The following is a 22,157-nucleotide window of genomic DNA, read 5'->3' on the forward strand; positions in this document are numbered from 1 at the left end:
GCCGCAAGGCTCCCGTTCCGTTTGAGGCCCGAGTCGAGGCCGTTCATCGGGACGTTGCCGGTGCCTGCGAACCTTTGGCCGGGTTGCCGGTCGAACGGGCCTGCACCACGAGGACGCCATGGATATTCCGAGCAATACCGGATCCGCTCCGGACATCGCGCGCCTGCACGATGCCTTCCGCAGCCTGCGAGTCGGGCTTTCGGCGGAGATCGTCGGCCAGGCAGCGCTGATCGAACGCCTGTTGATCGCCCTGCTGGCGGATGGTCACCTGCTGGTCGAAGGCGCGCCCGGCCTGGCCAAGACCAGCGCGATCCGCGCGCTTGCGTCCAGGCTGGAAGCCGATTTCGCCCGCGTGCAGTTCACCCCGGACCTGCTGCCGGCGGATCTGACCGGTACCGAGGTCTGGCGGCCGCAGGACGGCCGTTTCGAATTCCAGCCAGGCCCGATCTTCCATCCGATCCTGCTGGCGGACGAGATCAACCGCGCGCCGGCCAAGGTGCAATCCGCATTGCTGGAGGCGATGGGCGAACGCCAGGTCACGGTCGGCAGGCAAACATATTCGTTGCCGCCGCTGTTCCTGGTGATGGCGACGCAGAACCCGATCGAACAGGAGGGCACCTTCCCGCTGCCGGAAGCGCAGCTCGATCGCTTCCTCATGTACGTGCGCATCGGGTATCCGGAAGCCGATGCGGAAAGCGAAATCCTGCGGCTTGCGCGTGAACGCGCCCGCGATGCGTTGCAGGCGCCGGCATCGGGTTCGGCGCGGATGCCGATGGCCGACGTGTTCGCCGCGCGCAAGGCCGTGCTCGACCTGCATGTCGCACCCGCGTTGGAGCGCTACCTGGTCGAGCTGGTGCTGGCGTCGCGCAACGCCGCGCGCTACGACGCGGCGTTGGCCAGGCGGATCGCCTGGGGCGCGAGCCCGCGCGGTTCGATCGCGCTGGAGCGTTGCGCCCGCGCCCGCGCCTGGCTTGCCGGTCGCGACTTCGTGACGCCGGAAGACGTGCGCGCGGTCGCGCCGGATGTGCTGCGCCATCGCGTGTTGCCGAGCTACGAGGCCACCGCGGAAGGTTGGGACGGCGACCGCCTGGTGGCCGAATTGCTGCAGCGGGTGCCGCTGCCCTGAGCACGGCGATGCCGCAGGTCGAAACCGCCGCGAGCGACGGGGCCGGGATCGTGCCGACCCTGCCCGAACTCATCGCCCTGCGTGCCTTGGTGCAGGGCCGGCGCGGCGCGCGGCGAGGACGCCACGGCGTGCAGGGCCATGCCTTGTCCAACCTGCGCGGGCGCGGGATGGAATACGCCGAGTCGCGCGAATATGCGCAGGGCGACGATGCGCGCCATATCGATTGGCGGCTGACCGCGCGCAGCGGGCGCACGCATACCAAGTTGTTCCAGGCCGAGCGCGAGCGCCTGACCTTGGTGGTGGCGGATACCTCGCCGTCGCTGTATTTCGGAACCCGCATTCGCTTCAAGTCGGTGCAGGCCGCGCGCGCCGCCGCCCTCGCGGCCTGGGTCGCGGTGCGCGACGGCGACCGGATCGCGGCGCTGCGCGGGACGGACGGCGAAGCGCCGGTCGCCCCGGCCGCGGGGCCGCGCGGTGCGCTGCGCGTGCTGGATGCGCTGGTGCGCTGGTATGCGCAGCCGCAGCGGGACGATGCCGGACTGCTGGCCGCGCTCGAGCATGCGCGTCGCCTGCTGCGCCCCGGTTCGCGCCTGGTCGTGCCCGCGGATCCCGGCAGCATCGCCGCGATCCCGCCGGAACGTTGGTTCGGCCTGGCCGCGCACCACGAGCTCGTCGTGCTGCTGTTGACCGATCCGCTGGAGCGCATGCCGCTGGCCGCCAGCTTGCCATTCGCGACGGCCACGGGCGGGCGCGTCGAGCTCGCCCTCGAAGGCGCGGCGACGCGCCGGCGCTGGCACCAGGAGTTCAGCGTTCCGCTCGAGGCGACGCTGGAATCGCTGCGTGCCCGCGGCATCCGCGCGATGGAACTCTCCAGCGCGGATCCGAGCGATGCCTGGCTGCCCTTGCTCGAGCGCGCGGTGCGGCCGCGATGACGCCGGCATTGCAATTGCGGGATGTCCACCAAGGCATCGCGCCCGCGTGGTGGCCGCTCGCTCCGGGCTGGTGGCTGGTGCTGGCGGCGATCGCCGTCGTCATCGCGGTGCTGTCTTGGCGGGCGCTGCGCCGTCGCCAGCGTCAGGCCGCGCTGCTGCGCCTGTTCGATGCCGCGGTGGAGCGCGCCGGCAGCCCGGCGGAGCAGGTGGCGGCGATCTCGGAACTGCTGCGGCGAGCGGCACGCCGCAAGGATGCCGCGGCGGCCATGCTGGAAGGCGAGGACTGGCTGCGTTTCCTCGACGACGGCATGCCGCGGGCGGTGTTCGGTGCCGGCGCCGGCAGGCTGCTGCTCGATGGCGGGTTCCGCAGCGACGTGGCGGTGGAGCAGGCCGATGCCTTGCGTGCGATCGCCCGGCAGCGCTACCTCAGCTGGATGCGGGGCGCATGAACGCGCTGCGCGAATTGCTGGCGCTGCACGGCTTCGCATGGCAGTGGCTGCTGCTGGCGATCCCGCTGCCGCTGCTGGTGCATGCATCGGCCGCTGCGCGCAGCGGCAACCAGGCGGCCCTGCGCGTGCCCTGGGGCGAACGCCTGCAACGCATCGCCAGCGCGGATGCGCTCGCGGCGAAGCCGCGGCGCTTCCCATGGCTGCTGTTCCTCGCATGGTGCCTGCTCTGCATCGCCGCCGCGCGTCCGCAACAACTCGGGCCGGCGATCGCGCCGCCGCAGGCCGGGCGCGACCTGATGCTGGCGGTCGACTTGTCCGCGAGCATGGGCGAGGAAGACATGCAACTCGGCGGTCGCCTCGTCGATCGGCTCACCGCGGCCAAGGCGGTGCTGGCGGATTTCCTCGACCGCCGCGCCGGCGACCGCGTCGGCCTGGTGGTGTTCGGCGAACGCGCGTACGCATTGACGCCGCTGACGCTCGATCGCGACAGCGTGCGCGAACAACTCGACGGCAGCGTAGTCGGACTGGCCGGGCGCGCCACCGCCATCGGCGATGCGATCGGCCTGGCGACCAAGCGATTGCAGAAGCAACCCGCGGGCCAGCGCGTGCTGATCCTGCTGACGGACGGCGTCAATACCGCGGGCGCGCTGGAGCCCGAAAAGGCCGCGCAGATCGCCCGCGACAACCGCGTGCGCATCCATGCGATCGCCTTCGGCGGCGATGGCGGCGGCTTGTCGGTGTTCGGTTTCCAGCTGCCGATGAGCGGCGACGAAGTGGATGAGGCCGGCCTGCAGCGCATTGCCGCGCTCACCGGCGGGCGCTTCTTCCGCGCGCGCGACACCGAGGCATTGGCGGGCATCTATGCCGAGATCGACAAGCTGGAGCCGGTGCAGCGGCAAGGGCGGGCGGTGCGGCCGAAGATCGAACGCTATCCGTTGCCGCTGGGGCTTGCGCTTGCAGCCGGCCTGCTCGCGTTCGCATCGCGGAGGCGCGCATGAGCGGGATGGCCGCCGCGCTCGCGCAACTGCATTTCCTGCGGCCGTTGTGGCTGCTCGGCTTGCTGGCCTTGCCGCCGCTGGCCTGGTGGTGGCGCGCGCACGCGCCGCGGCGCAGCGTGTGGCAGGACGCGGTCGATGCGCACTTGCTGCCGCACCTGCTGGATGCGTCCGGCGGGCCGTCGCGGCGGCGGTGGACGGGTTGGTTCGCAACGCTCGCGGCCGCGCTGGCCGTGCTGGCGATGGCCGGCCCGAGTTTCCGCAAGGTCGAGCTTCCGCTGTGGCAGGCGAAAGCCCCGCTGGTGGTCGCGCTGGACCTCTCCAGCGCGACCCTTGCGCGCGACCTGCCGCCATCGCGGCTTGCGCAGGCGCGGGCGAAGATCGCGACCCTGCTGCGCGAACGCGCCGGCGGCCAGGTGGCGCTGGTCGCCTTCGCCGACGACGCCTACACGGTCGCGCCGCTCACCGAGGACGCCGCGAACGTCGCCCTGTTCCTCGATGCATTGGCGCCGGAGGTGATGCCGGAAGACGGGCATCGCGCCGATCGCGCGATCGCCTGGTCGCAACGGTTGTTGCGCAGTGCCGGCTTCGACCGCGGCGACATCCTGTTGCTGACCGATCGCGCGGATGCCGCCGATGTCGCGGAAGCGGCGCAGGCGCGCATGGCGGGCTACCGGGTGTCCGCGCTTGGGCTCGGAACCGGGCGGGGCGGCGTGTTCGACATCCAGGGCGGGTTGGGAAATGCCCGCCTGGATGCGGCGGGCCTGCAGCGGCTCGCCGCCAGCGGCGGCGGCGCGTATCGACCGTTGGCGGCGGGCGATGCCGACCTGCGCGCGCTCGGCGTGCTCGATCCGAAGGCGGGCGACGGCGCGGCATCGCGCGGCGAAAAGGCGGCGGACTGGCGCGACGATGGATACTGGCTGCTGCCGCTGGCGTTGCTGCTGGCGTTGCCGTTGTTCCGGCGCGGCGGCGCATTCGCGGCGATGCTGGCATTGGCGCTGATGCTGCCGGTGCCGCGCGCGCAGGCACAGGCGCAATCTGCCCGGCCACCGGTCGCGGGGGGGCTGTGGCGGCGCGCCGACCAGCAGGCGTATGCGCGCATGCAGGAAGGCGTCGCCGCATATCGCCGGCAACGGTACGACGAGGCCATCGACAAATTCGCAGGCAATCCCACCGCCGATGGCCAGTACAACCTGGGCAATGCGCTGGCCAAGGCCGGGCGCTACGACGAAGCGATCGCCGCCTACGATCGCGCCTTGGAGCGACAGCCTGGCATGCCGGATGCGGCGAAGAACCGCGCGGTCGTCGAGGCCGCGCGCAAGCGCAAGCCGCCAGCGGGCGGAGCGCAGCAGAAGCAGGATCCGAAGCAGCAAGCGGGCAACCGGCAGAAGCCGCAAGACGGGCAAGGCGAAGCGCGCGACAAATCGCGACAGGGACAGCAACAGCAATCGCAGCAGCAATCGCAACAGGGACAGCAACAGCAATCGCAGCAGCAATCGCAGCAGCAATCGCAGCAGCAGCAATCGCCGCAGCCGTCGCAACCCCGTGATGCGCAGCAACAGGCGCAGGCCGATGCCGCACAGCGACAGCGCATGCAGGAAGCCCTGCGCAAGCGGCAAGGACAGCAGCAAGCCCCAGGCAAGCCGCAGCAGGCGAAGGAGACCGCGGAACAGCGCGAGCGGCGCATCGCCAACCAGGCGCAGCTGCAACGCGTCCCGGACGATCCGGGCGCGCTGCTGCGCACCAGGTTCCGCTTGGAATACGAACGCCGGCAGGGCCGCGGGCCATGATCCGCCGGTTCGCCCGCATGCTGGGCTTGCTGCTCGCGCTGTGCGCGTTGCCGGCGCTGGCGCAGACGCGCGCATGGCTGGACCGCGCGCAGATCACTTATGGCGAGACCGCCACCCTCAACATCGAAACATCGGCCTCCGTGCGGCTGATCGACTACAGCCCGCTGGCCGCGCAGTTCGACATCGCCGGGCAGACCGTGCGCCGCAGCTACGAACTGGTGAACGAACGCGCCAGCACGAAGTCGCTGTTCGCGGTCGGCATCCGCCCGCGCGGGCCGGGCGTGATCGGCGTGCCGGCATTGCGCGTGGGAAATTCCAGCACGCCGCCGTTGCGGCTGACGGTGTTGCCGCCAGCGGTGCAAGCCGCGGGCGGCGGTAGCGATGCCTTCGTCGAGACCGTGCTGGATGCCGCGCAGCCCTATGTGCAGCAGGCGGTGGGGATGGTGGTGCGGCTGCACGTGGCGGTGCCGCTGCTGTCCGGCCAGCTCGACCAGGACGACGTGCCGGGCGCCAGCCTGCAGCGCGTGGGCGAGGACCTCCAGTACCAGCGCGAGATCGGCGGCAGGCGCTACAACGTGGTCGAGCGCCGCTACCTGCTGATCCCGGAGCGCAGCGGGCCGTTGCTGATTCCCGGTGCGCGCTTCAACGGGCAGGCGGTGGGCGGTTTGTTCGACGACGTGTTCGACGATGGACGCAAGCCATTGTCCGCGGCGGCCCCGGCCAAGCGCCTGCAGGTGCAGCCGATCCCCGCGAATGCGCCGCAGCCTTGGTTGCCGTTGCGCGACCTCGCGTTGCGCTACGTGCAGGCCCCGCGCAACGCGCGCGCAGGCGAAGCGGCCACCATCGAGCTGGAGGCGATCGCCGATGGCGCCAGTGCCAGCCAGTTGCCGCCGCTGACCATGCCGGACAGCGCGCAGGCGCAGGTGTTCGCCGATCCGGCGCAGTCCGACGAGCAGTTCGTCGAAGGCCGCCCGCGGACGACGTTGCGCCGGCGCATCGCCATCGTGCCGTTGCGCGCCGGTACGCTGAGCTTGCCGGGACCGCGCATCGAGTGGTGGGACGCGGCCCGGGGCGTGGCGCGCACGGCGACCCTGCCGCCATTGCAGTTGCAGGTCGCGCCGGGCGCGGATGCGCCTGCGCCGCCGGAGTCGGCGCCGCCGGCGGCGCAAGCCGCGGTGGCCGATGCGGGCGATCCGGCCGCGGCCGATGCGCTGAAGCGTTTCGCGCCATGGCTGCTCTTGCTGGCCGGAGTGGCGGCCTCGTTCGCGTGGTGGCGTTCGCGTTCGCCGCCGGCGGCTGCGGATGCGGATGCCGGGAGTGCCGCGCTGGCGGCGCCGTCCGCACCGGCCGTGGCGGATGCGTTGAAGCAGGGCGACCTTGCCGCCATCGCGCACGCGCTGTGCGCGGCGGGCGGATCGCGAGGCGACGACCTGGATGCGTTGCGCAACCGGCTTGCCGATCCCGCGCAAGCGGAAGCGGTCGGACGCCTGCAGGCGGCGCGCTGGGGCGGCGGCGATGCGCAGGGCGCATTGGCCGCGCTGCGCAGCGCCTTCGCGAAAGGTCCGCGCTGGCGCGCATCGGCGCGCAAGGCCGAAGCCCTGCTGCCGCCGCTGTATCCGGAGTGATGGGGCGTCTTTGCTAAGCTCGCGGCCTTGTCCGCAACGCGAGCGTCGCCATGCATTCCACCGATCCCACGCCATCCGCCGTCGGCGGCAAGGGCATGCCGCTGCACGTCAAGGTCATGGTCGGCTTCATGCTGGGCACGGTGCTGGGCCTGGTGGTGCATGCCACCGCGACCGATGCGGGCTGGGTGCAGGGGCTGATCGAATACGGCACCCGCCCGTTCGGGCAGGTGTTCCTCAACCTGCTGTTCATGCTGGTGGTGCCGCTGATGTTCTCGGCGCTGGTGCTGGGCGTGGCCGAACTCGGCGACATCGCCTCGCTCGGCCGGCTGGGCTGGAAGACCCTGATCTATACCGCGGTGGTCACCGCGATGGCGGTCGGCATCGGCCTGCTCTGCGCCAACCTGTTCCAGCCCGGCACCCACATGGACCCGGCGCTGGTCGAACAGGCGATGAGCAACGCCAAGGCCGGCGAGATCGTCAGCAAGGGCAACGAGCTGCGGCTGATGGACCTGCTGGTCAACATCGTGCCGCACAACATCGTCGGCGCGATGGCCGACGACAAGCAGAAGCTGGGGATCGTGTTCTTCGCGCTGATGATCGGCATCGGCCTGGTGATGAAGCCGACCCCCGGCACGCGCGCGTTCAAGTCGGCGCTGCACGGCCTGTTCGAGATCTGCATGCACCTGATCGGCATGTTCATCAAGCTGGCGCCGTTCGCGGTGGCGGCGTTCATGTTCAACCTGACCTCGCAGCTGGGCTGGGACGTGATCCGCAGCCTGTTGTGGTTCGTGGTCACGGTGCTGGTGGCGCTGGCGCTGCACGGTTTCGTGGTGCTGCCGTTGTGGGTGCGGATCATGGGCGGGATGTCGCCGCTGGCGTTCTTCCGCGGCACCCAGGAGGCCTCGCTGACCGCGTTCGCCACCGCATCCTCGACCGCGACCCTGCCGGTGACCCTGCGCGTGGCCGAGGAGAACCTCAAGTTGCCGCGCAAGGTCAGCCGTTTCGTGCTGACCGTGGGCGCCTCCGCCAACCACCACGGCACCGCCCTGTTCGAGGGCATCACGGTGCTGTTCCTGGCCCAGGTCTACGGCCTGCACATGCCGATCGGGCAGCAGCTGCTGGTGCTGATCCTGTGCATCCTCGGCGGCATCGGCACCGCCGGCATCCCCTCGGGCTCGCTGCCGGTGATCGCGATGATCTGCGGGATCATCGGCATCAAGCCGGAGGGCATCGGCATCATCCTCGGCGTCAACACCTTCCTCGACATGTGCCGGACCTCGCTGAACGTCACCGGCGACCTGGCCACCGCGGTGGTGGTCTCGCACCGCAGCGGCGAGAAGGACCTGCCCGACGAGGCGATCGAGCACCTCGACGAAATCGTGCGCTGACGCGGGTTTGCCGGCCGCGCTGGCGGCGGCCCGTGCCGGGATGGGACAATGGGCGGCCCGCACGCCGCCGGGCGCCTCCCCTCGACGCCCCATGACGACGCCTACCCGCCGCGATCTCGCCAACGCGATCCGTTTCCTCGCCATCGATGCGGTGCAGGCCGCCAACTCCGGCCACCCCGGCATGCCGATGGGCATGGCCGACATCGCCGAAGTGCTGTGGAACGATTTCTACCAGCACAACCCCGGCAACCCGCAGTGGGCGGACCGCGACCGCTTCGTGCTCAGCAATGGACACGGTTCGATGCTGCAGTACGCGCTGCTGCACCTGAGCGGCTACGACCTGTCGATCGACGACCTGAAGGCATTCCGCCAGCTCGATTCCAAGACGCCCGGCCATCCGGAAAACTTCATGACACCCGGCATCGAGACCACCACCGGTCCGCTGGGCCAGGGCCTGGCCAATGCGGTCGGCTTCGCGCTGGCGGAGAAGCTGCTGGCGCAGCGCTACAACCGCGACGGCCTCGACATCGTCGACCATCGCACCTGGGTGTTCATGGGCGATGGCTGCCTGATGGAAGGCATCAGCCACGAAGCCGCCTCGCTGGCCGGCACCTGGGGCCTGGGCAAGCTGGTCGCGTTCTGGGACGACAACCACATCAGCATCGACGGCAACACCGACGGCTGGTTCACCGACGACACGCCGAAGCGTTTCGAGGCCTACGGCTGGAACGTGGTGCGCGGCGTCGACGGCCACGATCCGGTCGAGATCAGGACCGCGATCGAAACCGCGCTGAAGTCGCAAGACAAGCCGACCCTGATCTGCTGCCGCACCACGATTGGTTTTGGTTCGCCGAACAAGGCCGGCAAGGAATCCAGCCACGGCGCGCCGCTGGGCAAGGACGAAGTGCAGGCCACGCGCGAGGCGCTGGGCTGGACGCATGGCGCGTTCGAGGTGCCGCAGGAGATCTACGCGGGCTGGCGCGCGCGCGACCTGGCCGCCGCCGAATCGGCGTGGGATGCGCGCTTCGCCGCCTACAAGGCCGCGCACCCGCAGGCCGCCGCCGAATTCGAGCGGCGCATGGCGGGCGAACTGCCGGCCGCGTTCGACGCCGACGCGGACGCCTACATCGCGAAGTTGCAGGCCGACGGCCCGACCGTCGCCAGCCGCAAGGCTTCGCAGATGGCGATCGAGGCCTTCGCGCCGCTGCTGCCGGAGCTGGTCGGCGGCTCGGCGGATCTTGCGCATTCCAACCTGACCCTGTGGAAGGGCAGCAAGTCGGTGGCGAGCAACGACCCGAACGCCAACTACATCTATTCCGGCGTGCGCGAATTCGGCATGACCGCGATCAGCAACGGCCTGGCCCTGCACGGCGGCTTCATCCCGTACGACGCCACCTTCCTGGTGTTCAGCGACTACGCGCGCAACGCGGTGCGCATGAGCGCGCTGATGGGCGTGCGCGCGATCCACGTGTACACCCACGACTCGATCGGCCTGGGCGAGGACGGCCCGACCCACCAGCCGATCGAACACCTCGCCTCGCTGCGCTACATCCCCGACAACGACGTCTGGCGTCCCTGCGACGCGGTGGAATCCGCGGTCAGCTGGAAGGCCGCGATCGAGCGTGCCGACGGCCCGAGCTGCCTGGTGTTCAGCCGCCAGAACCTGCCGCACCAGGCACGCAACGACGCGCAGGTGGCCGACATCGCCCGCGGCGGTTACGTGCTGAAGGACAGCGTGGGCACGCCCGAAATCATCCTGATCGCCACCGGCTCCGAAGTCGGGTTGGCGATGCAGGCGGCGGAGCGCCTCGGCAAGCACGTGCGCGTGGTGTCGATGCCCTCGACCGACGTGTTCGATCGCCAGGACGCGGCCTATCGCGAAGCGGTGCTGCCGAAGGCGGTGCGCAAGCGCGTCGCCATCGAAGCCGGCGTCAGCGATTTCTGGCGCAAGTACGTGGGCCTGGACGGCGCGGTGGTCGGCATCGATACCTTCGGCGCCTCCGCGCCGATCGAGGCGCTGATGCCGCATTTCGGCTTCACCGTGGACAAGGTGGTCGCGGCGGCGCAGTCGCTGTAAGCATCGCCATCGTTGCGAAACCAGAAGGGCGCCTGCGGGCGCCCTTCTTTTTGGGCGTGCGGACCGAGGCTTGACATCGTCGATTACAGGCGTAATCTCGAAAGAAATTACGGATGTAAACGATGCAGATCAGCGAAGCCGAATCGGTGGTGATGGACGTGCTCTGGCGCCGGCATCCGCTGGGCGCCGAGGACGTGGTGGCCGAGCTGGCCGACAGCCGGCACTGGCAGGAAGCCACCATCAAGACCCTGCTCAACCGCTTGCTCAACAAGGGCGCGATCGCCGCCGAACGCGACGGCCGCCGCTACCTGTATTCGCCCTTGCTCAAGCGCGAGGCATGGGTGCTGGAGGAAAGCCGCGGCCTGCTCGACCGCCTGTTCGATGGCCGGGTGGCGCCGCTGGTCGCGCATTTCAGCGAGCAGCGCAAGCTGAGCCGCAAGGACATTGCCGAGCTGCGCAAATTGCTGGAGGAGCTCGACGATGGCGATCGCTGACCTGTATGCGTGGTTGATCGAGGCGACCCTGGTCAGCAGTGCGGCGGCGCTTGCCGTGCTGGCGTTGCGCAAGCTGCTGCGCGCCGCGTTCGGCGCCGGGGCGTGCCATGCGGCATGGAGCGCGGTGCCCGTCGCCTTGCTTGCCACCTTGTTGCCCGCGGCCGAGGCGGATGCGCCAGCGGCGCCGCTTGCCGCGATCCGCGCGCCGATCCGGATGCTGGCCGCGGAAGCGCCACCCAGCACCATGCCGGACATCGCGGCGTGGACCTGCATCGCATGGTTGTGCGGCTGCGTGGCGTTCGCCGCGTTCCTGTGGTGGCAGCAGCGCCGCTTCGTGCGCGGGCTCGGCGACATTGCGGAGCGTGGCGATGGCTTGCTGCTGGCCGACGCGGTCGCGGGCCTGCCTGCGGCGGTCGGCGTCTGGAATGCGCGCATCGTGATGCCGGCCGATGCCATGTCGCGCTACGACACGGTCGAGCGCGGCCTGATGCTGGCGCACGAGCGCGAGCACATCGCCCGCGGCGACCTGTTGGCGAATGCCTTCGTCGCGGTCTTGCGCTGCCTGTTCTGGTTCAACCCGCTCGTGCATTTCGCCGCGCGCAGGTTCCGCCACGACCAGGAACTGGCCTGCGATGCCCGCGTGATCGCGCGTCATCCGCAGGCCCGCCGCGCCTACGGCGAGGCCATGCTCAAGACCCAGATGGCGACCGCGATGCTTCCGCTCGGCTGCCACTGGGGACAGTCCCATCCGCTCAAGGAGAGAATCGAAATGCTCAAGCGACCGCTTCCTTCGACCCTGCGCAGCGTCGCCGGGCGCGGCATGGTCATCGCGATCCTGCTGGCGTCCGGCTATGCCGCCTGGGCCGCGCAGCCGGATGTGCCCGTCGTGGTGCCGGCAGGCCAGGTCGCCGCCGACATGGTGCTGCGCGTCGACGATGGCAAACCGATGAACATGCGGCTGCTGACCCTGCCAGGGCGGCCGTTCTCGGTGCGCAGCGACGAAAGCGGCAAGCAAATGGCGATCGAAGGCACGGTGACGCGCGTGCAACATGACGGCCAGCCGGCGCTGGCGCTGGAGATGCGGATTGTCGAAGACGGCAAGCAGGTCGCGGCGCCGAAGGTCGTATTGCGCGATGGCAAGGCCGGCGCCGTCCAGATGGGCGAGGAAATCCGTGGCGAAGACGGGCGCACGACGTTCAAGGGCATTCGCGTGGACATCACCCTGACCGATTCGGCGACGCAGCCGGTCGCAACCGCATCGCATTCGATGCCGCCGCCCGTCTACCCCGTCGATGTCCTGAAGCAGGGCGTGACCGGCAAGGTGGTGCTGATCGTCGATGTCGCGACGGATGGCAGCGTATCCGCGGCGAAGATCGATCGCTCGGCGGGCGATGCGCGTCTGGACGCGGCTGCACTCGACGCGGTGAAGCAATGGAAGTTCGAGCCCGCGATGAAGGATGGCAAGCCGGTACCGGGTCGGGTGCGCGTGCCGGTCGAGTTCGCCCTCGATGGCGACCACGCGGCGCCGGTGGAGGATGCCCGCGCCGTATTGACCAAGCAGGCGGCCGCGAATGGCTGGAGCAGTTACGACAAGATGGTGCATTCGTTGAACGCGCGCTGGGAAAAGCCGGCGCCGCCTGCCGACGAATGCTGATGCCGGCGCGTTGGCGTTGGGGCGTCGCGATGCCGGCGGCATGCATCGCATTGGCCGGTTGCGCGTCGCCGACGCACCGGGTCGAGGCGCGCGAAGGCTATCTCGCCGACGGTGCGGTGAGCGCGGACATCGTGGATCGGCCGGATAGCGCGCGCTACCAACCGATGGCGGGCAGTGTGTACCTCAATCCGCTACCGATCCGCGAGAACGCGCCTCCGCAATATCCGCCGGACCTGCTTGCGCGACGACTGCCGGAGGCGACCGTGGTGGTGCGCATCGTGGTGGATGAAACCGGCGCGGTGGCGCGCGCCGAGCTCGTCGACGGCAGCAGCGGGGAAGCGGCGTTCGCCGAGGCGGTGTTGTCGGCGGTCAGGGGCTGGACGTTCATTCCGCTGAAGCGCATCACCGGCGCTCGGGTCGAACGACTGCCGTTCACGCAGGACTATCGCTTCACCTTCCGGCAGGTGAACGGACGCGCAGTCGTCGAATTCGGCGGTCGCGGCTGAATCCGGCGATGGCACCTCAGGCGAAGACCGGCGTGCCCGACGCGATCAGCGGCACGATCGCCAACGCGTAGCGCAACCCGCGCACCGCAGCCACTTCAAGCCCAGCTGCGTGCGGTTACGCGCATGATGCGCGCGAGATGTGAGCCGCGCCTTCGAGCGCGATGCCTGGTCCGGCTTGCGTCGCACAACAGCGCCGCGACGAACGGAATCGGGCTTACGGCGATCTCGGCAGCAGGCGGGCGAATTGCGAGCCTGCCAGCATCGCGATGACGAAGGCAATCGCTTCGCCGCCGTGGCCCAGGTTCGCCAGCGCGGGGCCCGGGCAATAGCCGGCGATGCCCCAGCCGATGCCGAACAGCGCGCTGCCGGCCAGCAGGCGCGTGTCGATGCGCGCGGTCGCGGCGGCGGGCAAGGGATCGCCACAGGCGCAATCGCCGCGCTTGCGCGCCAATGCGAAGCCCGGCGTGGCGACCAGCAAGGCGCCCCCCATCACCAGCGCCAGCGACGGATCCCAGCGGCCGGCGACATCGAGGAAGTTCAGCACCTTGTCCGGGTTGGTCATGCCGGACACCGCAAGTCCCAGCCCGAACAACGCGCCCGCCAGCAGGGCGATGGCGATGCGCTTCATGGCAACACCGCCAGTGCATGGCGCAGCAGGAAGACGGTGCCGATGCCGCTGCCCATGAACGCCAGTACCGCCAGCAGCGAACGCTTCGACAGCCGTGCCAGGCCGCAGATGCCGTGCCCGCTGGTGCAGCCGTTGCCGAGCCGCGTGCCGAAACCGACCAGCACGCCGGCGAGCAGCAACCACCCCAGCGGGAAACCGCTGCGCGGTGCGATGCCGTTGCCGGCGAACCACAGGCCGGCGGCCGCGACCAGGCCCAGCAGGAACGCGATCCGCCAACCGCGCTCCGCGGGTTGCTCGATCGCGGCGTTGAGGATGCCGCTGATGCCGGCGATGCGGCCGATCCCGGCATACAGCAAGCTGGCGGCCAGGCCGATCAGCATGCCGCCCAGCAGCGCGGAGCCCGGCGTGAATTCGGTGGACATGGTCACAGCGTGTCCACCGGCAGCTTCAGGTAGCGCACGCCATTGCCTTCGGGCTCCGGCAGCGCGCCCGCGCGGATGTTCACCTGCACCGCCGGCAGGATCAGCGCCGGCATCGCCAGGGTGGCGTCGCGCGCTTCGCGCAGCTGCACGAAGGCGGCCTCGTCCACGCCGTCGCGCACGTGGATGTTGCCGCGCTTCTGTTCGCCGATGCTGGTTTCGCAGGCGACCGCGCGGCCGCCCGGGCCGTAGTCGTGGCAGACGAACACGCGGGTGGCGTCGGGCAGTTGGTACATCCGCTGGATCGAGCGGTACAGCGTGGCGGCGTCCCCGCCGGGGAAATCGCAACGCGCGGTGCCGCCGTCGGGCATGAACAGGGAATCGCCGACGAACAGCGCATCGCCGATGAGGTAGGCATTGCTGTCGCTGGTGTGGCCCGGCACGGCGATGACCCGCGCCGGCAGGTCGCCGATGGCGAAGGTTTCGTCGTCCGCGAACAAATGGTCGAACTGCGAACCGTCCACCGGGAAATGCTCGCCCAGGTTGAAGATCGGGCGGAAGGTCTTCTGCACGCTGCGGATGCCACCGCCGATGGCGAGCCGGGCCTGCGGCCAGTGCGTGGCCTTGAGCCAGTGCGCGGCGCTGAGGTGGTCGGCGTGCGCATGGGTCTCCAGCAGCCAGCGCGGCTGCAGGCCGTGCGCGGCGACGTAGTCGACCAGCGCCTGCGCGGAGGTGGTGGAGGTGCGCGCGGACTTGGCGTCGAAGTCGAGCACCGCGTCGATGATCGCGGCGTCCGCCGCGCCGGCGGCGTGGACCACGTAGCTCCAGGTGTTGCTGTCGGCGTGGAAGAACGGCTGGACGATGGGCGTCATGGCGGCATTCCGGGGCGGCATCGAAATCAGGTTTTGCTAAATTAGCAAAATCTAATAATATGGCAAGCGTTCCCGCCCGCAAAGCCGAGATGCCCCGCACCGCCATCGCCCAAGCCCCCGACCTGGCCCGCATGCGCAGCCACGCGCAGGAGGCCGCCGGCCTGCTGCGTTCGGTCGGCAATCCGCAACGCCTGCTGATCCTGTGCGAACTGGTGGGCGGCGAAGTGGGCGTCGGCACGCTGCTGCAGCGGATGGCGTTGTCGCAATCGGCGCTGTCGCAGCACCTGGCGCTGTTGCGCGAAGCCGGCCTGGTCACGGTGCGGCGCGAAGGCGTGCAGGCGTTCTATGCCCTCGCCGAAGGCCCGGTGCGGCCATTGATGCGCACCCTGCACGACATCTACTGCGGAGACGCCCGATGAAGATGGAATTGCCGTTGTTGCTGCCGATCCTGCTGGCCTGCGCCGCCTGCGCCACGCCCGAACCCGCCGTAGTCCCGGAGACCGCCGCCATGCACGACCTGCCCGTTCCGCAACTGCACGTGCCGCGCGCGGGGCTGGTCACCGGCGGCCAACCCGAGGCCGTGGCATGGACCGTGCTGGCGCGGCGCGGGGTCGCCACCGTCGTCAACCTGCGCCCGGCCGCGGAAATGGCGGGACGCGACGAAGCGGCGGAGGTGTCCGCGGCAGGCATGGCCTACCACGCGATCCCGGTGGATGGCGCGGCCGGCATCACCCTCGACAAGGCACGCGCGTTGCGCTCACTGCTGGCCGCGGCAAACGGCCCGGTGCTGGTCCATTGCGCCAGCGGCAACCGGGTCGGGGCCTTGATCGCGCTGGGCGCGGCGGATGCCGGCGTGCCCGTCGACGAGGCGCTGGCGCTCGGGCGCGCCGCCGGGATGACCGGCGCCGAGGCGCGCGTGCGCGAACTGCTGGATGCGTCCGCGCAGCCCTGATCAGCCTTCGCCGATCGTCTGGTTCAGCAACTGCGCCAGCCGCCACGCCGCCTGGCGCACGCGCTGTTCGGCCAGCGGGCGCATCGCATCCAGGTAGGCGTGATCCATCGCGTGGTTGTCTTCCGGCGGGTACAGGCCGCGCGCATCGATCAGCCGGCAGGATTCGCCGGCCCAGGCCAGCGGCATCACGTCGTACTTCGACGGCGCCGGGAACGACGGCCACGGCAGCTTGTCGAGGCGGTCGCTGTAGGCGCCCAGCTTCAGGCCGCGGCTGCCGAGGATGTAGTAGTCCCAGACCGAATGCAGGTTGGTGCCCATCACCCCGTCGACGTAGTACTTCTTCGCGTACTCCTCGGGTTGCATCGGCGTGCGCAGGCTGACCTGGAACTTGTTGCCGCCGCTGTCGGTGCGGTTGCCGGCGTGCATCGGCTGGTGCGCGTCGCCGACCAGGTGCACGATGAACTTCAGCGCGTCGCGGCGTGCTTCCAGCGGCTGCTTGCGGTCGGCCAGGATCGCGCGCTGCGCTTCGATCGCGGCCACCACGCAGTTGCCGTCGGGGCAGTCGCGCGCGACGTCGAAGGCGCAGCCGCCGCCTTGCGCATTGATGTAATGCCAGCGCGAGGTCGCCTTGAAGCGTTCCGGGTCGTCGTTGCGCAGGTCGTCGGCCCAGGTCGCCACCCCGGCCAGGCTCGGATCCGGTTCCCCGGCCAGCAGGCGGGCGACTTCGGCCTGCGCGGCCGGGTCCAGGTGGCGCTGGGCCAGTTCGCCGACCATGCGGTGTCCCAAACCGGCCCATGCGCCGGCCGGGCCGGCAAGGGCCAGGGTGAGGAGCGCGGTGGACAGCAGGACGGCGAAGGGGTTGCGATGGACAGGACGCATGGGGCCGGGCAGGGAAGGGGACGAACCGCTAAAATAGCGGACTTTCCCCACCCCCGTTTGACAGGATTCCCATGGCGATCAAGGTAGGCATCAACGGTTTCGGGCGCATCGGGCGTTGCGTGTTCCGCGCGGCGGTGCAGAACTTCGGCGACGAGATCGAGATCGTCGGCATCAACGATCTGCTGGAGCCGGACTACCTGGCATACATGCTGCGCTACGACTCGGTGCACGGCCGCTTCAAGGGCGACGTCAAGGTCGAGAACGGCCAGCTGGTCGTCAACGGCAAGACCATCCGCCTGACCGCCGAGCGCGACCCGGCCAACCTGAAGTGGGACGAGATCGGCGCAGACATCGTGCTGGAATCGACCGGCCTGTTCCTGGACAAAGACAGCGCGGGAAAGCATCTCGCCGCCGGCGCCAAGAAGGTGATCCTGTCGGCACCGTCCAAGGACGACACCCCGATGTTCGTGCATGGCGTGAACTGCGGCAGCTACGCCGGCCAGGCGATCATCAGCAATGCGTCGTGCACCACCAACTGCCTGGCCCCGCTGGCCAAGGTGCTGGACGACAAGTGGGGCATCAAGCGCGGCCTGATGACTACCGTGCACGCCGCCACCGCGACCCAGAAGACCGTCGATGGCCCGTCCAACAAGGACTGGCGCGGCGGCCGCGGCATCCTCGAGAACATCATTCCGTCCGCCACCGGCGCGGCCAAGGCGGTGGGCGTGGTGCTGCCGCAGCTGAAGGGCAAGCTGACCGGCATGAGCTTCCGCGTGCCGACCTCGGACGTCTCGGTGGTCGACCTGACCGTGGAACTCGAGAACCCGGCGAGCTACGCCGAGATCTGCGCGGAGATGAAGGCGCAGAGCGAAGGCGCGCTGAAGGGCATCCTCGGCTACACCGACGAGAAGGTGGTCGCCACCGATTTCCGCGGCGACGCGCGCACCTCGATCTTCGATGCCGAAGCCGGCATCGCGCTGGATTCGACCTTCGTCAAGCTGGTCAGCTGGTACGACAACGAATGGGGCTACAGCAACAAGTGCCTGGAGATGGTCAAGGTGGTCGCGGCGAAGTAAGCCGCGTTGCATCGATGTCCTGCCGAAGCCCCGCTGATGCGGGGCTTCGAGTATCCGCGTCCTGATGGCCCGGCCGGGGGCGCCTTGCAAAACGCACGCCCATCGCAGAGGCTGCCGGCACGGGCGAACGAAGGGCGCGGATGGAAGGCTTGATCGTCTTGCTGGTGTTGGCGGTGCTGGCGGTGCCGGTGTTGCTGGTCATGGCGCTGGTGTCGGTGTCCGGGCTGAAAGCGCGGATCGCGGCGCTGGAAGTCCAGGTCGATACGTTGCAGCGCCGCGCGCGCGCCGAACAGGCGCGCGCGCCAGCGCAGGCATCGACGGCGGCGGAGCCGACCTTGGGCGAATTGATGCAGCAGGCTTCCACGGCGCAGTCCATGGCGGCGCCGATTGCAACGCCTGTCGCGGGGGCGGGCACGCCAGCCCCCGCGGCGGTGCCGGCTGCCGCTTCGCCGGCACCACGAGTGGCGCAAACGCCGGCGGCGGATCCGCTGCCGCCACCACCACCATCGCCCAAGCGGACTTCGCCGCCCAAGCCCACGCGGCCGGACATCGTCACCGTCGTCGTGCGTGCGGTGAAGCGCTGGTTCACCGTCGGCAACGTGCCGGTGAAGATCGGCATGCTGGTGCTGTTCGCCGGCGTCGCCGCGCTGCTCAAGTACGCCTCGGACGAGGGCTGGCTGACCCTGCCGCCGGCATTGCGGCTGGCGGGCATCGCCGCCGCCGCGCTCGGTGCGCTGGTATTCGCCTGGCGCAAGCGCGACAGCAACCGCACCTTCGCGCTGAGCCTGCAGGGCGGGGCGATCGGCGTGCTGCTGCTGGTGGTGTTCGCCGCGTTCAAGAGTTTCGGGCTGTTGCCGGCCGGTGCGGCATTCGCATTGAGCGTGGTGCTGGTCGCCGGCGCGGGCATGCTGGCGGTGTTGCAGGACGCGAAGGCGCTGGCGGTGTTCGCGCTGCTCGCCGGCTTCCTCGCGCCGATCTGGCTGTCGACCGGCAGCGGCAACCATGTCGCGTTGTTCTCGTATTACGCGGTGTTGAACGCGGCGATCGTCGGCATCGCCTGGTACAAGTCGTGGCGGCTGCTCAACCTGCTCGGCTTCGTGTTCACCTTCGGCATCGGTACCGCGTGGGGCGCGTTCGACTATGCGCCGCACAAGTACGCCAGCACGCAGCCGTTCCTCGCGCTGTTCTTCGCCTTCTATCTGGCGATCCCGTTGCTGTTCGCGCGCCGGCGCCCGGCAGGTCGTCGCGACCTGATCGATGGCTGCCTGGTGTTCGGCATGCCGCTGGTGGCGTTCTCGCTGCAGGCGGGGCTGCTGGAAGGCAGACGCATGCCGCTGGCGTTCTGCGCGCTCGGGTTGGGCGTGTTGTATGCGGCGTTGGTGTGGTGGCTGCGGCGGCGCCGGGACTACGACGTGCTGGCGCGGTCGTATGCGCTGCTGGCGGTCGGCTTCGCCACGCTGGCGGTGCCGCTGGCCCTGTCGGCGCAGGCGACCGCCTGCGTGTTCGCGCTGGAAGGCGCGGCGCTGGCGTGGCTGGGCCTGCGCCAGCAACGGCGCTTGCCGCAGTTCACCGCTGCGGGCCTGCAGCTCGCGGCCGCGTATGCGTTCGCCATCGGCATGGCGGGCGCAATGCCTGCCGCCGCGATGTTCGCCAATGCCGGTTTCATGAGCGCGCTGCTGATCGCGCTGGCCGGCTTCGCCAGCGCCTGGGCCTATCGCCACGCACGCAGCGGCGGCGACGACAACCGCGACGGCATCGCGCTGCTGTACTACGGCTGGGGTTTGGCGTGGTGGGCCGGCAACGGCATCCACGAAATCGGCCGCTTCCTCGGCAACCGCGACGAACCCGATGCCCTGCTGGCCTTCGCCGCGCTGAGCGGTTGGCTGGCGGCGGAGGTGCATCGCCGTCGCCCGGCCGGCGCGCTGGCATGGACGTCGCTGGCCGCGCTGGCGTCCGCCGCACCGTTGGCGATCTGGCAAAGCAATGCGCATGCGCAACCGTTCGCCGCCCATGGCCTGTGGGCGTGGCTGGCCTATGCGGCGCTGGGCATCCGCAGCCTGCTGTGCCTGCGCGAGGGCGGGGACAGGCCGACCGCCGCCGCCGCGCAGTTCACCTGGTGGCTGGTGTGGCCGCTGGTGGCCAGCCTGTTGCTGTCATGGCTGCCCGAACAGGTCGAGGCCTTGGGCGATGGCTGGCAGGCGGCGCTGGTCGCGTTGCCGTGGTTGCTGGTCGCCGCATTGGCGCTGTTCCGCTGGCGCTGGCTGTCGATGCCGCTGGGCGAACGCTTCGACGGCTGGCGCGGACGCCTGCTGGCGGTGCTGTTCGCGGTGCTCGGGCTGTGGTGGCTGGTCTCGCTGTTCGAAGCCGGCGCCGCCGCGCCGCTGCCGTGGCTGCCGCTGCTGAACCCGATGGAGCTGGCGCAACTCGCCGCGCTGGTGCTGGCCTTGCGCTGGCAGATGGGTGGCGGCCGCACCTTGCCGCCGCGGCGGATCGTGCTGCTGGCGGCGCTGGCCTTCGTCTGGGTCACCTCGGTGGTGCTGCATGCGGTGCATCACTGGGGCGGCGCGCCATGGGGCGACGCCATCCTGTCGACCAGCCTGGCGCAGACCAGCCTGACGGTGGTCTGGAGCGTGCTGGGCGTGCTCGGCTGGGTGCTGGGCTCCAGGCGCGGCCAGCGCATGCTGTGGCTGGCCGGCGCGGTGCTGATGGGCGTGGTGCTGGCCAAGCTGGTGCTGGTGGATCGCCAGCACCTGGGCAACCTGCTCGGCATCGGTTCGTTCATCGCCTATGGCCTGCTGTGCACGGTGGTCGGGTATTTCGCGCCGGCGCCGCCGCGTGCGCCGGAAAGCGATGGCGAGCCGAGTGGAGCATCCGCATGAAGGGCAGCTGCATGAAGGGCGTCGGCAAGGGATTGGTCTTCCTCGCGGCGATGACGGCGACGCTGGCCGCATCTGCCGGCACCGCGACCGACTATGCGACGCAATGGCCGCTGACTCTCGGCCGCGACGGCGATGGCGCGTACCGCGTCGTCCTCGATGAAACGGTGTATCGGCAATTGCAGGATCCACAACTGCGCGACCTGGTGGTGCTCAACCGAGATCGCGCCGAAGTGCCGGCCGGCCTGTTCGCGCAGCAGGATGCCGTGGCGAAGCCGGCGCAACGCATCGCCGTGCCATGGTTCGCGCTGCCGGCCGCGGCGGTCGATGGCGGTGCGCAAGGCTGGGAACTGGTCAGCCAGGCCGATGCCGACGGTCGCCTGCGCCGGGTCGAGGCGCGCATCACCCAGCCGTCGGCGGCGGCGCTGCCGCGCAATGCCCTGCTGGTCGATGTGAGCCGCGTACGCGAGGCGATCGTCGCGTTGGAACTGCAATGGCAGCCGGTCGAAGCGCTCGACCTCGGCTATCGGCTCGAGGCCAGCGACGACCTCGAACAGTGGCAGCCGCTGGCCACGCGCGGCCGCATGATCGACCTGCAGCGCGACGGTCGCCGCCTGCTGCACCGGCGCATCGAGTTGTACGGCCTGCTGCCGCAGTACCAGAAGGCGCGCTACCTGCGGCTCAGCCCGGATCGCAGTGACCAGCCCATCGCGATCAGCGGCGTGTCCGTCGAGCTCGCGGCCGCGCGCGCGCTGCCGCAACCGGCATGGGTCGAACTGGCCGGCAAGCGCATGAACCGCGGCAACGAAGTGGCCTTCGAATTCGATCTCGATGGGCGGTTCCCGGTGCAGCTGGCCGATGTCGCGCTGGCCGGCAACCATGCGGTCGAGTGGCGGCTGGAAAGCCGCGACGATGGCGATGCGCCGTGGCGGCTGCGCGCGGGGCCGTGGATGGCGTATCGCGTGGATGCCGTGGGTGGCGGCAGCGCGTCGCCTGCGCGCGAACTCGACGCCATCGTGCGCGATCGCCATTGGCGGCTGCGCGCGAACGCCGAGGTGGCCGATGTGCCGACCTTGCGCCTCGGTTATCGGCCGGAGGCGGTGGTGTTCCTCGCGCAAGGCTCGGCGCCGTATGCGTTGGCTGCGGGCAGCGCCCGCGCACTACGCGCCGCCGCGCCGATCCCGCAACTGGTCGCCGAACTGCGTCGCCAACGTGGGGCGGACTGGCAGCCGGCGCCCGCCTATCTCGGCGCGGCGAAGCCGCTGGCCGGCAACGCCGCTCTAGAGCCCGCCTACGACTGGAAGTCGTGGCTGCTGTGGGCGGTGCTGGCGCTGGGCGCGCTGGTGGTGGCCGGCTTCGCCTTCAGCCTGTTGCGCAGCAAGCCGGCGGCCTGAGCGCGGTTTGCGGCGGCCGCGCGCG

General features: G+C 70.2%; 20 protein-coding genes. 16 read left to right on the forward strand and 4 right to left on the reverse strand.

Annotated features, from left to right (window positions below):
- Nucleotides 1–118: 118 nt before the first annotated feature.
- From FHQ07_RS11125 to FHQ07_RS11175, 11 genes are all read left to right on the forward strand, one after another.
- The gene (locus tag FHQ07_RS11125; RefSeq protein WP_139716870.1) at nt 119–1,126 is read left to right on the forward strand and encodes an AAA family ATPase; all 1,008 of its coding nucleotides are present in this window, start codon (nt 119–121) and stop codon (nt 1,124–1,126) included.
- An 8-nt stretch (nt 1,127–1,134) separates the two neighbouring features.
- Nucleotides 1,135–2,058 carry a DUF58 domain-containing protein gene (locus FHQ07_RS11130; RefSeq protein WP_139716871.1) on the forward strand — a complete coding sequence of 308 codons (924 nt, stop codon included), beginning with the start codon at nt 1,135–1,137 and terminating at the stop codon, nt 2,056–2,058.
- Complete coding sequence (locus FHQ07_RS14585) at nt 2,055–2,507, forward strand: DUF4381 domain-containing protein (protein WP_139716872.1); 453 nt, start codon at nt 2,055–2,057, stop codon at nt 2,505–2,507. Before FHQ07_RS11130 ends, FHQ07_RS14585 begins: the two co-directional genes overlap by 4 nt.
- On the forward strand, nt 2,504–3,505 hold the full coding sequence (locus FHQ07_RS11140) for a vWA domain-containing protein (protein ID WP_139716873.1): 1,002 nt from the start codon (nt 2,504–2,506) through the stop codon (nt 3,503–3,505). Before FHQ07_RS14585 ends, FHQ07_RS11140 begins: the two co-directional genes overlap by 4 nt.
- Entirely contained in the window at nt 3,502–5,292 is a 1,791-nt protein-coding gene (locus FHQ07_RS11145; protein ID WP_139716874.1) for a VWA domain-containing protein, read from the forward strand. Before FHQ07_RS11140 ends, FHQ07_RS11145 begins: the two co-directional genes overlap by 4 nt.
- A complete protein-coding gene (locus FHQ07_RS11150) occupies nt 5,289–6,917 on the forward strand; it encodes a BatD family protein (RefSeq protein WP_240703476.1) in 1,629 nt (542 codons plus the stop codon). Before FHQ07_RS11145 ends, FHQ07_RS11150 begins: the two co-directional genes overlap by 4 nt.
- Before the next feature lie 50 nt (nt 6,918–6,967).
- Nucleotides 6,968–8,305, forward strand: coding sequence for a dicarboxylate/amino acid:cation symporter (locus FHQ07_RS11155; RefSeq protein WP_139716875.1), 1,338 nt, complete (start codon nt 6,968–6,970; stop codon nt 8,303–8,305).
- Between the two features lie 91 nt (nt 8,306–8,396).
- The gene (gene tkt / locus FHQ07_RS11160; protein ID WP_139716876.1) at nt 8,397–10,382 is read left to right on the forward strand and encodes a transketolase; all 1,986 of its coding nucleotides are present in this window, start codon (nt 8,397–8,399) and stop codon (nt 10,380–10,382) included.
- 122 nt (nt 10,383–10,504) lie between these two features.
- Nucleotides 10,505–10,876: a BlaI/MecI/CopY family transcriptional regulator gene (locus FHQ07_RS11165; protein ID WP_139716877.1), complete on the forward strand. Its 372-nt coding sequence runs from the start codon at nt 10,505–10,507 to the stop codon at nt 10,874–10,876.
- A complete protein-coding gene (locus FHQ07_RS11170) occupies nt 10,863–12,530 on the forward strand; it encodes a TonB family protein (protein ID WP_139716878.1) in 1,668 nt (555 codons plus the stop codon). Before FHQ07_RS11165 ends, FHQ07_RS11170 begins: the two co-directional genes overlap by 14 nt.
- On the forward strand, nt 12,530–13,036 hold the full coding sequence (locus tag FHQ07_RS11175) for an energy transducer TonB (protein ID WP_168191548.1): 507 nt from the start codon (nt 12,530–12,532) through the stop codon (nt 13,034–13,036). The genes FHQ07_RS11170 and FHQ07_RS11175 overlap by 1 nt, the downstream gene beginning before the upstream one ends.
- A gap of 214 nt (nt 13,037–13,250) precedes the next feature.
- On the opposite strand, the gene FHQ07_RS11180 is transcribed toward FHQ07_RS11175, so the two are convergent.
- From FHQ07_RS11180 to FHQ07_RS11190, 3 genes are read right to left on the reverse strand one after another with little or no spacing between them, the layout of a single operon-like run.
- On the reverse strand, nt 13,251–13,664 hold the full coding sequence (locus FHQ07_RS11180) for a DUF6691 family protein (RefSeq protein ID WP_139716880.1): 414 nt from the start codon (nt 13,662–13,664) through the stop codon (nt 13,251–13,253).
- Nucleotides 13,661–14,086 carry a YeeE/YedE family protein gene (locus tag FHQ07_RS11185; RefSeq protein ID WP_139716881.1) on the reverse strand — a complete coding sequence of 142 codons (426 nt, stop codon included), beginning with the start codon at nt 14,084–14,086 and terminating at the stop codon, nt 13,661–13,663. The genes FHQ07_RS11180 and FHQ07_RS11185 overlap by 4 nt, the downstream gene beginning before the upstream one ends.
- 2 nt (nt 14,087–14,088) lie before the next feature.
- On the reverse strand, nt 14,089–14,955 hold the full coding sequence (locus tag FHQ07_RS11190) for an MBL fold metallo-hydrolase (RefSeq protein WP_139716882.1): 867 nt from the start codon (nt 14,953–14,955) through the stop codon (nt 14,089–14,091).
- 89 nt (nt 14,956–15,044) lie between these two features.
- On the opposite strand from FHQ07_RS11190, the gene FHQ07_RS11195 reads away from it, so the two are divergent.
- Entirely contained in the window at nt 15,045–15,374 is a 330-nt protein-coding gene (locus tag FHQ07_RS11195; protein ID WP_139716883.1) for an ArsR/SmtB family transcription factor, read from the forward strand.
- On the forward strand, nt 15,371–15,907 hold the full coding sequence (locus FHQ07_RS11200; protein ID WP_139716884.1) for a protein tyrosine phosphatase family protein: 537 nt from the start codon (nt 15,371–15,373) through the stop codon (nt 15,905–15,907). The genes FHQ07_RS11195 and FHQ07_RS11200 overlap by 4 nt, the downstream gene beginning before the upstream one ends.
- On the opposite strand, the gene FHQ07_RS11205 is transcribed toward FHQ07_RS11200, so the two are convergent.
- The gene (locus tag FHQ07_RS11205; RefSeq protein WP_139716885.1) at nt 15,908–16,786 is read right to left on the reverse strand and encodes a S1/P1 nuclease; all 879 of its coding nucleotides are present in this window, start codon (nt 16,784–16,786) and stop codon (nt 15,908–15,910) included.
- Nucleotides 16,787–16,857: 71 nt separating this feature from the next.
- On the opposite strand from FHQ07_RS11205, the gene gap reads away from it, so the two are divergent.
- The 3 genes from gap to FHQ07_RS11220 all read left to right on the forward strand — a co-directional run bounded on the left by gap (nt 16,858) and on the right by FHQ07_RS11220 (nt 22,132).
- Nucleotides 16,858–17,862 carry a type I glyceraldehyde-3-phosphate dehydrogenase gene (gene gap / locus FHQ07_RS11210; protein WP_139716886.1) on the forward strand — a complete coding sequence of 335 codons (1,005 nt, stop codon included), beginning with the start codon at nt 16,858–16,860 and terminating at the stop codon, nt 17,860–17,862.
- Nucleotides 17,863–18,002: 140 nt separating this feature from the next.
- Nucleotides 18,003–20,741 (forward strand): DUF2339 domain-containing protein, encoded by a 2,739-nt coding sequence (locus FHQ07_RS11215; protein WP_139716887.1) that lies wholly within the window; start codon nt 18,003–18,005, stop codon nt 20,739–20,741.
- Nucleotides 20,738–22,132 (forward strand): DUF3999 domain-containing protein, encoded by a 1,395-nt coding sequence (locus FHQ07_RS11220; protein WP_240703477.1) that lies wholly within the window; start codon nt 20,738–20,740, stop codon nt 22,130–22,132. Before FHQ07_RS11215 ends, FHQ07_RS11220 begins: the two co-directional genes overlap by 4 nt.
- Nucleotides 22,133–22,157: the final 25 nt, after the last annotated feature.

This window comes from Thermomonas aquatica, assembly GCF_006337105.1.
GTDB classification, from domain to species: Bacteria; Pseudomonadota; Gammaproteobacteria; order Xanthomonadales; family Xanthomonadaceae; genus Thermomonas; species Thermomonas aquatica.